Here is a 15,078-nt window from a genome sequence, read left to right as displayed (position 1 = left end):
GAATTATGAAGTAGTTCATTTTTCGCGGATGCCCGCAAGGGATATACTCTTATCTGCTCGTTTGATTGTTTGATGTAGCATTCGTATTTCTCTTTAGAGGGGATCAAAAGTGTCACAAGAATCCACGAACATCTGCCCTCATTGCCAGGCCGCTAATTCTCCGGGTCAATCCCATTGTGTGCGATGTGGCGCTGCACGCGCCACAAATAGTGTCCCCCCGACGGTGCTTGCCGGAGGCTCGTCGCCGCAGCACAACGCGCTTCCACCAACCGTACAGGCTTCTGCTCCGAATGCCTCGTTAACGCCACCGCCGCCCACACCCGCGAGCAACCCGTATAATAGAGGTGCCGCCTATAATCCCTATGGAAATGCAGGCACACCACCATCATCGTCAAACGCATACAACCAGCTGCCGCACGTTCCGCCTCCGCAGGTTCCATATGGACAGCCAATCATGGCACCAGTCGTGGCGCAGCCGCGGAAACAATCAGGAGGCGCCATCGCGGCAATTATCATACTCACCGTGCTGCTCGTTCTCACATGTGGCTTTAGCGGAATCTATATTGTTGTCCAGAATAACAAAACTACAACGATGAATCAGGACGCCACGGCGACAGCAGACGATGCCACGGCGACAGCAGGCAATGCCACAGCAACAGCATACTCAGTGCAGCTCACACCTACGCCATATCCACCCTATACCGAAAGCGAATCACCTTCGGGGGCGACCTTCTCCGAGGCCGCGCAGCAGGTGATTCCTACCGCGCAACTGGCAAATGAGGTTGATAGTCAGCAACGACCAGTCACGCTGCAATCGAAGTTCCAGAGCGGCCAGACGGTCTATCTGTCCTACAAATGGGCACAAGGCAACACTGGCTATGTCCAAACTCGCTGGTATGTCAATGGTGAAATGAAAGATACAGCCATGTCCAAGTATATCGATCAAGATACCTATGGGTATGGATATTTCTCGCATAGTTTTTCTACCTATGACGTCACTTTTCAAGGAACTGTAGAAGTTTTCTGGTGCCAGGATGCTGACTGCGCGCATGGCGGACTCGCGTGGGCGCGCCCATTTAGCGTGACCACCAGCTAGCCAGGAGAGAATGCTTTCCATAGACGAGAAGAAGCACGCGAGCAGGTTGAGGCTTGCTCGCGCGTTTCTTTTGCTCCAAAGCCAGCGCAAACCCACATCCCTTGGGACAGTGAAGATGTTCACCACTCGATGACGCTCTTCCCTGACAACTCCACACAGAAGCTGCGTTTTCCCAATGCCCAAGACCTCCAGGTGAATGCACGCTAACGAAACGTGGAGACGTCAGGGGGTAGTGTTGCAAAAAATTTTGAGATGAGAAAACGGAGCAAGTAATTACGGCATAAAAATCATTGCCGCAGAGAAAAGGTGAATGTTCTACATCTTTTTCTCGTGGACCCTGCTCATATACACTCTCGATTTGCTGAGCTTTAATTTTTTGCAACACTACCCTCCAAAGTCACTCGCAAGCATCCTGCGGTTTCAGGAAGTGTACCAGGGATGGATGCAGCACACGTCACCTTCCCTCTTTCGAGACCAATGGCCTGCGTACTATCATGACCAGCCTCACTTCATTAAAGAGTTTAAGCGCTTTACCGGGTTCACGCCGCAGCAATATACTGCCATCGTCAATGAATTTGGCCGAGCTTTCTCTGCCAAGCTCTAGTTCCCTTTTTTACAAGACATTGCTTCCTCTTTGGGCTATACTTACAGCCAAGCCATCACAGAACGAGCAGGAGGAACGCTGGATACAATGGACATTGAAGACAAAAAGCGCATGGCGCACAGGGCAGTGGTCGTCCGGGTCCTCGAAGGAGACGGCAGAGCCTCGCGCGCCGCCAGACGTGCCGCCTTCGAGAACGCAGGACTCGGCGAGCCACTGCGCACGCTGATCAACAAGGTCGCCAGGCAACCGACGCGGATCACTGACAAGGACATCGCCGCTGTTCTAGCGTTGGGCGAAAGCGAGGATCAGATCTTCGAGCTGGTGGTCTGCGCCGCCATCGGTGCCGCTACGCGGCAATATGAAGCAGCACTTCACGCCCTGGAGGAGGCAATGATTGACAAACAAAGGAGCAAGTATGCGTCTAAACATCCTCAATAACGGCTACAAATTCGGCACGAAGGTGCTGTTTGCCTTTCTTCATTTGGTCACGCTCAAGCCAACGCGATAGATGAGCTACTGTAATCTCCTACAAGAGAACTCTCCAATCAAGAAGGATAGGATGGAATGAGCAACCAATCTGTTGTTGATCTTGCAATGCCAAAAAGGGTTGTGTTGCAAAGATGACGCCAATGCGATAAGCTTGGGCTTATTTTCTGAAGAGAGGCCCTGTCATGGAAAATGCCAAACTGTTCAAATGGCGTCATGCGCGAAGCGGAGCTCATTTTGCTCTGTGTTCGTTGGTATCTTCGGTATGCTTTAAGCTACCGAGATCTCGAGGAGATGATGCGGGAGCGGGGCCTATCCATCGACCATACGACCATCTATCGCTGGGTTCAGCACTCTGCTCCAGAATTGGAAAAACGCTGTCGGCTTCACCTGAAAGCCTGGAATGATTCGTGGAAAGTCGATGAGACGTACATCAAAGTCAAGAAAGTCTGGATGTACCTCTATCGCGCAGTGGATTCTGAAGGAAATACGCTCGAGTTTCTCCTGAGCCCAACGCGGGATGCCGAGGCTGCCAAAGGCTTCTTCCTCAAAGCCTTGCAACGCACAACGTGTTCTCCCCCTCAAGACCGTTTGCCCCTGGAGCTCATGAAAGATCCCTCGGCAGAGGATGCGGTTCAACCCACCGCTTCTGCTCGTTTTGAGGTCCGCAGAATGATCCCAAGAGTGATCAATGTCGATAAGAACGCAGCCTATCCCAAAGCGATTGCTGGGCTTAAAGCAGCCGGAGTGCTGCCTGAACACGTGGAACTGCGGCAAGTGAAATACCTCAACAATCTGATCGAGCAAGACCACCGGTTCATCAAACGCTTGACCAAGCCAGGAATGGGCTGTTTCTCCTTCGAAACAGCCTGGCGAACCGTACAAGGCTTCGAGGTGATGAATATGCTGAGGAAGGGGCAGGTACAAGGAGTGAACAAAGGCGATGTACAAAGGCAGGCCGCACTAGTCGCCAGACTCTTTGGAGTTGTTGTCTAAGCTGAACAAGGAGAGGCATTCCACGCTCATCTTGTTTCTTCTCATTTTTTGCAACACAACCTTCCCGCCTCGGTTGAATTGAGACAAGTCAAATACTTGAATAATCTGATTGAACAGGATCACCGCTTTATCAAACGTCTGGTTAAACCAGGAATGCGTTTCTTCTCATTTGAAACGGCGTGGCGAACGCTTCAGGGATATGAAGCAATGCATATGATCAGGAAGGGACAAATGCGAGAAGTGAGAAAGGGAGACAGCCCAAGCCAGGCCACATTCATTGTCGAATTGTTTGGAGTGGCAATCTAAGTTCAATAGTATGACGAGGTTCTCCCGCCTCTTGTATTCCTCTCAGCGTTTTTTGCAACACAGCCATTTTTGCGCTGGGATTTGTTCTGCGAAGCTCTTTTCCTCCCTTCTCTATTTCGCAACTTTCGACATGGCATCGTGAGAGGGGCTTCGGGCGTCATAAGAATATGGTATACTCAGAAAGTGTTGGAACATGGGCCGTTGCTTACTTAAAAGCACAACCTCACATATAGTACTCTTCAATTCCCAACGTTGCTCTTGGGGCACACCAAGAGAATCATATTCCAATACGCTTTGAGAAGTCTATACGCGGACTGGTGTAGGGAGAGGATATCTCCATAAAAACAACCCATGATAAAGGGGGGGAGGTCATCTACTGTACTCTTTGTAGCAGTCCGATGAAAAGTAGGGGAATGACAGCGCATCACCATTTGTCCTTCCTCGTCAGAAGGAGTTCCTCATGGGAAGGATACCAACTGGGGCCGTCATCTGGAGCCTCAAACGATATACCAGAAATGAAAACCTGTGGGATCGTGTCTGCTTCAGATGCAAACAGAAGACTCCCATCTTTGAGTATGAACATCGTGATGAACAAGAACGGCCTGCCTTTGGCTATCTCTGTGAGGAATGTGCCCAGAAGAAGCTTGCAGAATGGCTTCAGTGCGCGGAAAGTCCTGACTATGTGCATCTCGGTTATCAGACGGACTTTGACACTGCAACCGTCTTCTATGAACAAAAAAATGATGGAGAGAGCTTGCTGCTGACACGCTGGAGCCCTGAACAAAGGCGACGGAGGTTACAATTCGACGAGGAGTAAGGAGAAAGATAGAGGCTCAATCCCGGGCCCTCGGGCCTTTGTAAAACACGTCCTGGAGAACTTACAAGAAAGCAGAAGGAGCCGAGGCATGCAGCAGTTACAGTTTAGCATTATCTCGACGGGCCTTTGTATCACAGCCGTCGATGGGGCGCAGGTCTCCCTCAATGCAGTAGAGGCCTTTGAACTAGCTGACTTCATTCAGATGAATCGAAAGACACTCTATACCCTGTTACGAGAAGCGGCTGGGGAAAAGGAGAAGATCCTTTTGGTTGATACTGATGCTTTGAGTGCCCCGGCTCTCTGTCAACAAATCATGTCCTATTTAGCATTAGGGAGGCAAGAGATCACAAGCATGCCAGTGATCGAAGCTGGCAAGGCTACCTTGCATGTTGCGCTCGCAGGTCTGATGACAGACGAATTAAAAGCATGGCTTGATGCAGCGAAAGCACAGGGTCTTTGCACTGGTTATCGCGTCCTGGATCCCTTGCCCAGTTCGATGGATGAGCCTGATTCTGCCGCTTCCCGAAAGGACAAAGGCGCGGAAGAAGTACGCCCCCAAGAAGAAATGCGCCTGGAGGATGGGGAAGAGAGAGAGACGTGGGCGCAATAGGATTTGACACGGTCACAATGAGCTTGCCCCAGTTTCGTAGAGCCTCTCCAGGTGGTTGTGTTGCAAGAATGAAGGCGTGATGATAAACTCTTCCTTATTTGGAACAGAGCAGAGGAGTTCTTCATCATGATTGAGCAGAATCCGTTCACATGGCGTCATTTCCAAGCCGAGATTATTCTCCTCTGCGTACGCTGGTATCTGCGGTATGCACTCAGCTATCGCGATCTGGAGGAAATGATGCTGGAACGGGGATTGCAGGTCGATCACACCACGATCTATCGCTGGGTTCAGCGCTATGCTCCTGAACTCGATCGGCGTTGCCGTCCTCATGTGAAACCCACGACTGACTCGTGGCGGGTCGATGAAACCTCCATCAAAGTGAAAAAGCAATGGGTGTATCTCTATCGTGCCGTTGATTCTCAGGGAAACACGCTCCATTTTTGGCTGAGCTCAACCAGAGATGGCGAAGCCGCCAAGCGCTTCTTTGTGAAAATGCTTGTCGCCTCTCATACGAGCTCGCCACGCGTGATCAACGTGGACAAAAACGCAGCCTATCCCAAAGCCTTCAACGAGCTCAAGGCGGCAGAACCCATTCCCGAAAGCTGTGAATTGCGACAAGTGAAGTACCTCAACCATCTCATTGAACAAGATCATCGGTTCATCAAACGGCTGACGAAGCCAGGGATGGGCTTTTTCTCCTCCGCGACAGCGTGGCGCGCATGACAGGGATACGAGGTGATGAATATGATGAGGAAAGGGCAAGTGCAAGGCGTGGTAAAAGGAGATGTGAGAGGTCAGGTTGCCCTGGTCGCCAAGCTGTTTGGGGTAGCCATCTAAGAAAGGTTGAGGCGACCACTCACGCTCTTCTTTGGCCCTTCATATTTTTGCAACAGAACCCGATGAGGTCGTACTGGCCAAAACGGGCACGGGCAAACCGCACCTGCTCGGCGATCGCAGCGAGGATCCCCTCATGTGTGAGAACGTGAACGAAAGCCGCCACTTCTCCCATCCAGCAGGGAATCGTGGGCCTGGATTCCGGCGTGATCTGGATGGTGACGTTAGTACTGGTCATACTATCTGTGTGTCCTCCTTGGGTGAGAAAGGTTTCTGGTCATATGCTCTCTCAAGGAGACACGTTTTCCACTTGTGTGCCAGGACTTCTATTGTTCAGCTACAATTCTCGTTGCGCATCTCGTGGGCGGATACCCTCCAAAAAGAATATCCACACGTTTTTGGAGGGTGTAATCAGCAGTTTTCCGTTGTATTTTCGGAGATGCTGTCCGAGAAAATCAAAGCCGTTCTCAATGTGCGTGATGAGTGTTTTCTCTTGGGAGAGTGTGAGCCCGCGTTCCCTCATGAATTGCCCCACGAGCGATTTTACCTCGTTTTCCAAGACCTCTTTCGACTTGCCTGTAACGATAAAATCGTCGGCAAAACGAACAAAATTGATCTTCTCAAGGCGAAATTCAACCTTCAGTAACAAAAAGAGGGCCGGGACTTCTCCCGGCTCTCCAGCTTCCTGTTGTTTTTGGGGTAGTGCCAGTTTACCTTAGTGAATTAGACCAGCTATAACAAGAACTACCTCTATTATACTAGAATGCCTAAATAATTCTGGACTTCTCACAGACTGATAGTATCCTGCTTGCTAACATGTGTTTCCCTGTCGCGGCCTCCCTGGGCTTCGCTCTCATCCGCTTAATTGAGTCGAAGTTATCGAAGGATAAGCAGGAGAAGGTTAAGGGCATGGTAGACATCGTTGTAGCGGCGGTAGAGCAGGCGCGGCCCGCCCTGGTTGGCTCTGAGAAGAAAGCAGAGGCTATGCATGTGGCGTCAATGCTTCTCCTGAACTGATTAGCGTCTTGATTGAAGCCGCGGTATACACGATTAATCAGAACCAGGACGCCGGGAACGCCCCTACTCAGGTACTCCCGAAGGTAAACGCAAAGTAATAGTCGTAAGCGTACAGATAGCCTGAAATGGGCTTCAGGCGGGGGTATGCCACAGCTTTTTGCACAGGGCTGCAAGGTGAGCATGAAGGTCTATTCACATGAGTATGGAAGCGAAGAGCTGGGCCAGATCATCCAGTTCAAAGGGCTTGTGCAGGATGCGCACGCCCGGTTGCTCACTCACCTCTTTGGGCATCTGAGCACTCATGAGGATCATAGGAGTCCGTTCATGCTCCTTTATGCTCCGCAGATGGGTGACGAGTTGCAGTCCCGTCATACTTCCAAGATGGTAATCCAGCAGAAACACGTGAGGCACAATGGTCTGCACAATTTTCAATGCGGTAAAACCATCAGGGGCAGCAAAAATCTGATACGGGGTTTCCGCTTGGATATACTGCACCACGATCTCTCTGATATCGGGATCATCATCCACGATGGGGATGGTTTTCGCTGAAGGATCATCACTCTCAGATTGGGCATCCATGGCACCTCTCCTGTTTTTTTGGTCGCTACCGAAAAAGCGATCAGTGTTATCACGGATGAGGCTGAGAAACGTTCTTAGCAGTGGAGAAAGACCTTCGCTTTGCAAAAAGTGACTCTGTTGGCGAATGGTATTTCGGGTAGGTAATGGGCATGTATGCGGGAATAATCCTTGTTTTGCAGTTTTTGCTTGAGCATTTGAGGTGAAGAATGACCTCCTCGCGCCCGTTTTGCCATTCGCCAACAGTAATTCATGCGCCAGAAGCGCACCACTGCGCATGAAAAAGTGTTACACTGTACCCGAGAGAGGGCCATGTCAGAGATCGGATTGATACTCGCGCTACGAGCCGGACCAACAGTATGATCGAGGATGCCGCACAAGCACCACTGTCTGTCGCTCGCCGACCTCGGCGAAGCACGTATGGAAGAATTTGATCCACGCTTGGCATTCCATCGCCCTCTCTCTAGATCTCATCCGATGGCGCCGACGCATCACCGGCCTCTTTCTTTTACCCTTTTTTCCCTCGTTTCGTTTCTTTCAGCACGTCACATCAGCACACTCTTTTTCATGGAAGAGTCAAAAGTTGTGGCACACCCTCTTTCCAGGGGCGTAAAGGGCCTGGGGAAGCTGATAGGCTCCACCCTCGCCAAACACGACGCGCTGAGACGGGCAAGAAAGGCCCTCACGTGCTTACTCTGGCACTTAGGGGTCTTCGCTCAGAATCGCATCCTAGCGCGTTTTTTGGCTAATTACGCTTCTCAGGCTGATTTGTGAGCACAATTATGCGCTCCAACGTAAGCGCGAAAAAATCAAAGTTTCTATCGTAACCGCGAAAAAAAGCATAAGCTCCTGGTCAGGCTCTCTACTGTAAGCGCGAAATAGCTGCACCGGCTTTATAGGCTCGGCCATCTGTTTGGAAGAGACGGCTTTTCTCTCAGTCCTTCGTCTCGCGCTGTCCGGTTGCTCTGACCAAAGCCGCTTTTCTCGTGCTTCTAGCCGCGCTGCTTTTTTTCGCAGTTACGGAAGAATATGTGCTCTTTTTCGCAGTTACATTGGAATTTTTCACGATTGAGATCATGAAAATGCCCATCTCCAAGCTCGTTTCATTTCGCGCTTACGTTAGGGCTTACACACAATCCCTGGCGTGACGAGCCGATCGCGTCACACTTCGACCTGGCCGGCGCAGGTGTGACTGCCGATCTCCTGTCACACATTTCCGCATCTCGGATATAGTATCGTTACATTCACCTGTAACGAAAGTGGCAACGTTCTGATCGAAAGATTCATTTTGTTCCTATCTTTATATCTACAAATTGACAGGCATATGATACAACTTCTATAGTGTATACAAGGCATTCTTTGCTATGTCCTCATCTGCCTTTTTAACCTATCAGGACATATTTTCGTAATCAGGGGGAACGTTATTGCATGGCGATTGATCAAATCGCCTCTCAGATCACTAGCAACAAGGAACAACATGGGGAAAGCGTTAGCCGTATACATCGCCTGCGGGGACAGCGGTACACAGTTCAAAAACTTGGTACTGTTGCGCGGCAGGTTGCATATCAGCGGCTTCGGTACGAGACCTTTATTGAACGCCTTGGCTGGGATATTCCCGCAAAAGAGGGGCGGGAATATGACCATTATGATCTGCAAGAGAGCGCTGCAATCCAATTATTTGGGATTTTTGGGAAGAAATCCCGAACGGAATATTTGCTTGGCGGGGTACGGGTTTTCTCGCTAAACTCCTGGGACATATCAATGACGATGAGTGAATTCAAAGACGCAGGGATGATTCCATCCCCAGTGTTGGAAAAGTTGGCCTCACGCTCCTGCACCGACCTTATTGAGATTACCCGGCTCTGCGTCAAACGCGGCTCGCGTTTCCTCCCTTCGCCCTCCACACTCAATGGCGAAGAGGCAGAAGGGTTTGATTTGGCAATTGCCAGAGACCTGACATATGCAGCCGTCTACAAAGTGGCAGAGGAGACTGGACGTTATCACGCGCTGGCCCTCGTTCATTCAAGCTACCTGCATCTGATGACACGTGGAAAATTTGTTTTTGATGTCCTGCATGCAGAGAATCTTCGTCAGCGCAACGGTTATGCATTAACACTTATCAATCTACCTGCAACAACTCGCGCTATTCGAGCAAATGGTGAGCGAGACCGCGCCAATCGTATGCTTTCGCTCTGCCGGGACAAAAAAGCCTTTGAAACAGCTATCTAAAGGAGAAAAACTACTGATGGACCAGACCAACGCACGCGGCGGGTGGTGGATTCGGCTCACTGCACCGCCTGGAACTGCCAACTACGATCAAGCGCCAACCTATCAGGAACGTGATCGTTTGCGCCGCGCTGGATTGACAAGCATTGTCGCCCCTGCCGTTTTTATTGCACCTGTGTTGTTGGTGCAACAGATAAGTGATCCTGGAACGATGGGGGCTATTATTTCCCTCATGATCGTTTCGCTCTTCGCTCTCTTCTTAAATAGGGTAGGCAGACAGCAGTTTGCCGCTCTCCTTCTCATCTTCAGTATGGAAGCGATTATTGAAGGGACCATCGCTACTGCACAAGGGGGATTAGGTAGCGGGTGGCTTCTTACCTTTGATCTCTTTGCCGTGCCTCTGGTTGGAGCAGGAGTATTATTGAATCGCAGGTATATCTGGTTCTTCGTGCTTCTGCACATTGCATGTATTTTAGGTGACTTTTACCTCCTGCCTCACACCAAAGACCTGAACGATCTCATTACCCTCTGGCACGGACCGAGCATTGCTTTTGCCAGGCCAATCATTCTTCAAATTCTGCTTGGTCCATTAACGTTCCTTGCTCTACGGTCTATGGATCAAGCCATTGATCGTGCGAATCGAGCTGAGGAAGTTGCAGCGCTTGAACGTGAGATAGCCAATAGCAAGCAACAACTCGAACGTGACGCCCAAACACTCAGAGAGGCCCTTGCTCAAATAGCATCCGGCAATTTCAAGGTGCGCGCTCAAGTGCCACAAGGCACGGTGTTGTGGGACATCGCTCGCTCGATCAACAACATGCTCCAGCGCCTTGAGAGATACGGCTTATCGGAACACGAATTGAACCGCACAAAGCAAGAAGCACAGGTCCTTGCTTCGGCATTGGATGACTTGGCGGCTGGGCGTCGCCCCCTTTGGCCCGGTCGTGCCGGGACCTTGCTTGACCCTATTATCGACCGGCTCTCATCCATGTCTGGCTTTGGTCGTCCAGCACAACCCCCACGACGCTAACGCTAACGCACATTGAGAAGCACGCAACAGAAGTTCATCCTCTGTTGCGTGCTTCTTTTTTATTTCTCCTAGAATTGTATTCTGACGCCTTTTGCGGTGGCTGATCGGCTGCGCGGGTGTGACTGCTGCCGTTGGTCACTTCGCGCGCACCTGGTCAACAATGTGACACGGAGCTGACAGTCACGCTTATCTATAATTCTCGATGACTTGATGTCTTTTTTGCACTCGTCGAACGTTACCAGAGCGTGTGGTTGATACCCCAAAAGGATCCACTTTTTTCGCGTTCGCGGCGTTCGCGTCTTGTGCGGCCTCTCGAAACCAACGATACATTGTTGCACGAGAGATACGTAACTCTTCACAAATTTCATTGATAGGTCTGCCAGAGGAGTACATTTGCTGCGCGTAAGCAACTTTTGTCGGGTTTGGCCTCTTGATTTTTTGCCCATTCGTGCGAGCTAACGCCCACTCCATCCCCCCCTCGCAGCATCGCTTTTTGATGCGAAGCACAGTGCGATGCCCGATCTTCAAATCGCGGGCAATATCTTTGTCGAGCTGCCGCTGTTGCGGTGGCTGGCTAGCATCAACTCGGAGCAAGACCTGCACAACAACCTTTTGGTGCTTGTTGCTGGGGTCTGTGGTGCAATGGAACAGAAAAGTGGTTTAAGGCCGATTCCGGCGTGAGATAGCCTCATAGAAGCTGCAATGAATGCATAAAGAGCATAGATGCAACGAAATCAGCGATGCAACTCTTTTTTGTGCTTCCTGTTAACCCGCTCTGGAAGCTAATTCAGAGCTTAAACCACTTTTCTGTTCCATTGCGCCATAGACCCCATCTTTAAGCCCGTCCCCTACATCGAGGAGCGCATAGACCGGCTCATGACGCGGCTTGCAGCCGTTCAGTAGTTGCCAGCGCACCAGAGACGCGGGCCTGCTCTCTTCCCCTCGCACGCAAGACCGAGGGAGAGGAGGGCAGGCCCATCTTTTTCGTGTGCCAGGGAGGGCGCTTAGAGGGAGACGCCGAACTCTTTACGCACCCCAGGGACAGCGAGCATATAAATGATCGTCAATACAGGCAAAAACACGCTTGTGACGAACTTGAGCGTGTTGTGATCGTTGAACTGGGTGCAGAGGGCCGAGACGACGTTGAAGCCCTCGATGCCCAGCGTTGCCCAATACGCCCAGAGTTTGAGCTGGAAAAGGCCACGGGCAAAGGCGATATGGGCAGCGGCCAGCCCCGTGATAAAGAGCAGGTACAGGATAATAGGCCCGACCTGTATCTCCGGGTAGATGCTTGACGCCCCCGGTGCAGGCGGCGGAAGGAGTTGCGAGATAAGGTTGAGGCCGCACAGGCTGACAAAGAGCAAGGTTGCGTACAGGCTGCCCAAGAATCCAACCCAGGTTGCCAGGAGGGTGACGCCGAACGGTCGGTCAGGGTCCTTGATAGCCGCATGGACGTTGCGGGCCATGTTCCCCACGATTTGACCCCCAGCGCTGGCGAGATCCGCAAATGGATCATTTTGCATAAGGAATCCTTTCTCTTCAGTGGATGGACGAGTTTTGGGAATCCTTCTATAGAGACGGAGGAAACAGGTAAGAGTAAACGCTTGCTTGCTGATGCGCAGAAGTATCGAAAAGCGGTCTGTAATCCGGTCGAAAAGCGGTCTTGTTTCCTGGTCTGACCTTACTGGCGCGGGAACGAGTCCGCTTATAGCTGGCTTGCCAGTTAGATTTTAGTTAGCTATGTGATTAGTAGGCCCACCTCGCAGAAGGAGCCTAAAATTCCTCAGATAAATAGAGAAAAGAAGAGAAGAGTCTCAGGCGTTGCACTTTGCGCGTACCCACCCCAACCAGGGGCACCACCACGCGCGCCGTAGACGCCTGAGACTCTTCTCTTTTCATCAAAGCGAACACTCACTGCTAAACCGTCACTACTGTAGCATAGACCGAGCGAGCGAGCAATACCACCAGAGAAAGGTACACCACCGAGACAACCGAGCGCGAGCTGGTAAATGCCCCGAAAAGTGCCTCTTGGCCATCTTTGGTGAATCGAGAGACGAATGCGTTTTTAGGAGAGACTGTTTGAGCTGGCCTTTGTCATTTCGTCTCCTAGATACGCTCACCCATCACCAAAGGTGGCCATGAGCCCAAGGGTGAGCACTTGCCCCGAAACGTGAGCAGCTCAACCATTGACGAGCTGAAAAACCGCTCCAGATGCGGATGATTGTGTGCAGAAGGTGTAAATTCATCGAGAACGACCACAGAGCAAGAGGACGAGGCGCATTTCCTAAGGTTCTCTGCCGGGTGGTGCGGCTGCGACGTATGACGTCTTCGAGCGGTCAGCGTGCCGCTCGGTGGAAAAAATGGTATGGGCCATAGAGAGATGTTGAGTCTATTTTTACACGTTCCCCTGAAGTCTCAACGTCTCATGGATGTGCATAAGCCAATAGTACTATGTATAGGACGAGCGATTTCACCGATATCTCATTGTACAGTTGCTTGTTTCTTGAAGATAACACATCATTTCACGAGACTGGCTTTCGGTGAGAGCAGGTACGCATCTTCGCCATCAGGGATGGGAACACGTGAAAGGGAGATTGACCGCACTATGTCGAATCCAAAGCTGACCAAGCGTCTCATGCCTGCGTCGAGTGAGACGCTCCTCACCATGCTTGAGACGCTTCCTGGCGCCTTGTTTGTCGTCGATGACGCCGATACCATTGTGTATGCCAATGCGAGCGCGCAGGACATCACCGGAACACCACCCGAGGAATACCTTGGGAACAGCTTCTGGCGCTGCGCTCCCCAGCTGGTGAGCACCGCGCTCTGCCAGGCAGTCATGGAGGCCAGGCAAACCCAGGAACCGACCGAAGTGGAGTATCGTCCTCGCATGACCCAGAGCTGGCTGCACGTGCAGCTCGCTCCGACCGTTGGGGGGATCCTGTTGCATTTCCACGAGGGGAGAGCACCAACACCACGCCAGGAGCCGTTTCCCCAGGGTGAGCGCCTCTGCATCGATGACCTGGATGGCTTGCATACCAGGATCGGGATCCTGACGCCAGAGGGGATCGTGTTGGACATCAATGCGATCCCGTTAGACGACGCGCAGGTCCAACGCGAGGAGGTGATTGGCAAACCGCTCGCCCAAACCCGGTGGTGGTCCTGTTTTCCTCCTAGTCAAGAGCAGCTACGCGCCGCCATCGCGCGAGCCAGCATGGGGGAAACGGTGTGTTTCGAGACGGTAGTTCATCCCAGGGAAGGCATGGACCGTCACCTGGAAGTCGCGATCACCCCCCACATGGATGTGGAGCACCACATCGAGTACCTCGTCCTCGCTGGCATCGACATCACCGCACGCAAGCGCGCCGAAGCGGAAACCCATGCCCTCATCGATGCCATCCCCCAGCTGGTCTGGACAGGGCAACCGGACGGCTATCGTGACTCGTTTAATCAACGCTGGCGCGACTATACCGGGCTGAGTACCGAAGAGGCCCAGGGGGAGGGGTGGGTGCAGTGTCTCCATCCTGAGGACCGGCAACGCGTCCTTTCCATGTGGCAGCGCGCCGTCCAGACCGGCGGAGTGTATGAAACGGAACTGCGCCTGCGCCAGGGCACGACCGGAGCGTATCGCTGGTTCTTAGCCCGCTCCATGCCGGTACGTGATGAAGGCGGCCAGATCATCAAATGGTTTGGCACTAGCACCGACATCGACGAGCAGAAACGGACTGAGCAGCTGCTCAAAGAAAGCGAGGAGAATTTGCGCGTGCTGGCCGAAACGGTGCCGCAGTTGGTGTGGACCACTCGACCAGATGGCCGTTTTGACTACTGTAATCAGCGCTATTGTGAGTATACCCATGCCGCTTTTGAGCACCTCCAAGGCTATGGATGGCGTCAGTTCATGCATCCTGAGGATGCTGAACGGGTTGTGGTTCTTCGGCAGCAGACACTCCAAACAGGTGAACCCTATGAGATGGAATATCGTCTCAGAAATAGCCAAACGGGGACGTATCGCTGGTTCTTAGCTCGTGCCATGCCGGTGCGCGATGACACTGGTCAGATCATCAAATGGTTTGGCACCTGCACTGACATCAATGAGCAGAAACAGGCTGAACAGAAAATCAAAGAAAGCGAGGAGAACTTGTGCGTGCTGGCCGAAACGGTGCCACAGTTGGTGTGGACGACGCGCTCAGACGGGCAGCACGAGTATGTGAACCAGCGCTGGTGTGACTACATGGGGGTCACGGTTGAACACATGCAACGCGACCGATGGGCTCCTCTCCCGTTCATCCATCCCGATGACCGGGAAGGCACCCGAACGCTCTGGCAACATGCCCTGGAGACGGGAGCAATGTATGAGCACGAAGAGCGTTTCAGAAATAGCCAGACCGGAGCCTATCGCTGGTTCTTAACGCGCGCCATGCCGGTGCGCAATGACACCGGTCAGATCGTCAAGTGGTTTGGGACTGCCACCAGGGCAATCGCA

Annotated in this window: 13 protein-coding genes and 5 pseudogenes; 13 read left to right on the top strand and 5 right to left on the bottom strand. The window is 52.0% G+C overall.

What is annotated here, in order from left to right; all coding sequences use genetic code 11:
- Positions 1–109 precede the first annotated feature (109 nt).
- The 8 genes and pseudogenes from JMJ16_RS11530 (at position 110) to JMJ16_RS11495 (ending at position 5,752) form a co-directional block, all read left to right on the top strand.
- Positions 110–1,096 carry a hypothetical protein gene (locus JMJ16_RS11530; protein WP_201381326.1) on the top strand — a complete coding sequence of 329 codons (987 nt, stop codon included), beginning with the start codon at positions 110–112 and terminating at the stop codon, positions 1,094–1,096.
- Between the two features lie 442 nt (positions 1,097–1,538).
- Complete coding sequence (locus JMJ16_RS11525) at positions 1,539–1,700, top strand: helix-turn-helix transcriptional regulator (protein ID WP_201381325.1); 162 nt, start codon at positions 1,539–1,541, stop codon at positions 1,698–1,700.
- A 111-nt stretch (positions 1,701–1,811) separates the two neighbouring features.
- Positions 1,812–2,138, top strand: coding sequence for a hypothetical protein (locus JMJ16_RS11520; RefSeq protein WP_201381323.1), 327 nt, complete (start codon positions 1,812–1,814; stop codon positions 2,136–2,138).
- Positions 2,139–2,371: 233 nt separating this feature from the next.
- Positions 2,372–3,182, top strand: a pseudogene (locus JMJ16_RS11515) (IS6 family transposase).
- Positions 3,183–3,242: 60 nt separating this feature from the next.
- Positions 3,243–3,488, top strand: a pseudogene (locus JMJ16_RS11510) (DDE-type integrase/transposase/recombinase); the annotation flags it as partial.
- A 460-nt stretch (positions 3,489–3,948) separates the two neighbouring features.
- A complete protein-coding gene (locus tag JMJ16_RS11505; RefSeq protein ID WP_201381321.1) occupies positions 3,949–4,305 on the top strand; it encodes a hypothetical protein in 357 nt (118 codons plus the stop codon).
- Between the two features lie 88 nt (positions 4,306–4,393).
- Positions 4,394–4,915 (top strand): hypothetical protein, encoded by a 522-nt coding sequence (locus JMJ16_RS11500; RefSeq protein WP_201381319.1) that lies wholly within the window; start codon positions 4,394–4,396, stop codon positions 4,913–4,915.
- 126 nt (positions 4,916–5,041) lie between these two features.
- A pseudogene (locus JMJ16_RS11495) lies at positions 5,042–5,752 on the top strand (IS6 family transposase).
- 19 nt (positions 5,753–5,771) lie between these two features.
- Here the strand turns inward: JMJ16_RS11495 and JMJ16_RS11490 are convergent.
- Entirely contained in the window at positions 5,772–5,987 is a 216-nt protein-coding gene (locus JMJ16_RS11490) for a hypothetical protein (protein ID WP_201381317.1), read from the bottom strand.
- 126 nt (positions 5,988–6,113) lie between these two features.
- Positions 6,114–6,395 (bottom strand): annotated as a pseudogene (locus JMJ16_RS11485) (reverse transcriptase domain-containing protein); the annotation flags it as partial.
- A gap of 170 nt (positions 6,396–6,565) precedes the next feature.
- On the opposite strand from JMJ16_RS11485, the gene JMJ16_RS11480 reads away from it, so the two are divergent.
- Positions 6,566–6,766: a phage holin, LLH family gene (locus tag JMJ16_RS11480; protein WP_201381315.1), complete on the top strand. Its 201-nt coding sequence runs from the start codon at positions 6,566–6,568 to the stop codon at positions 6,764–6,766.
- Between the two features lie 192 nt (positions 6,767–6,958).
- On the opposite strand, the gene JMJ16_RS11475 is transcribed toward JMJ16_RS11480, so the two are convergent.
- Complete coding sequence (locus JMJ16_RS11475) at positions 6,959–7,345, bottom strand: response regulator (RefSeq protein WP_201381313.1); 387 nt, start codon at positions 7,343–7,345, stop codon at positions 6,959–6,961.
- 1,425 nt (positions 7,346–8,770) lie between these two features.
- Here JMJ16_RS11475 and JMJ16_RS11470 point away from each other — a divergent pair.
- On the top strand, positions 8,771–9,571 hold the full coding sequence (locus JMJ16_RS11470; RefSeq protein ID WP_201381311.1) for an acyl-homoserine-lactone synthase: 801 nt from the start codon (positions 8,771–8,773) through the stop codon (positions 9,569–9,571).
- 16 nt (positions 9,572–9,587) lie between these two features.
- Positions 9,588–10,598, top strand: coding sequence for a hypothetical protein (locus JMJ16_RS11465; protein WP_201381309.1), 1,011 nt, complete (start codon positions 9,588–9,590; stop codon positions 10,596–10,598).
- A 186-nt stretch (positions 10,599–10,784) separates the two neighbouring features.
- On the opposite strand, the gene JMJ16_RS56935 is transcribed toward JMJ16_RS11465, so the two are convergent.
- On the bottom strand, positions 10,785–11,069 hold the full coding sequence (locus tag JMJ16_RS56935; protein WP_201381307.1) for a helix-turn-helix domain-containing protein: 285 nt from the start codon (positions 11,067–11,069) through the stop codon (positions 10,785–10,787).
- Positions 11,070–11,111: 42 nt separating this feature from the next.
- On the opposite strand from JMJ16_RS56935, the gene JMJ16_RS11455 reads away from it, so the two are divergent.
- Positions 11,112–11,279, top strand: coding sequence for a hypothetical protein (locus JMJ16_RS11455; RefSeq protein ID WP_201381305.1), 168 nt, complete (start codon positions 11,112–11,114; stop codon positions 11,277–11,279).
- Between the two features lie 323 nt (positions 11,280–11,602).
- Here JMJ16_RS11455 and JMJ16_RS11450 read toward each other — a convergent pair whose 3' ends face one another.
- On the bottom strand, positions 11,603–12,121 hold the full coding sequence (locus tag JMJ16_RS11450) for a hypothetical protein (RefSeq protein ID WP_201381303.1): 519 nt from the start codon (positions 12,119–12,121) through the stop codon (positions 11,603–11,605).
- A gap of 1,082 nt (positions 12,122–13,203) precedes the next feature.
- Between JMJ16_RS11450 and JMJ16_RS11445 the strand changes: the two are divergent.
- Positions 13,204–15,066: pseudogene (locus JMJ16_RS11445) on the top strand (PAS domain-containing protein); the annotation flags it as partial.
- Positions 15,067–15,078 lie beyond the last annotated feature (12 nt).

This window comes from Ktedonobacter sp. SOSP1-52, assembly GCF_016587395.1.
This window is presented reverse-complemented; position numbering and strand designations above follow the sequence as displayed.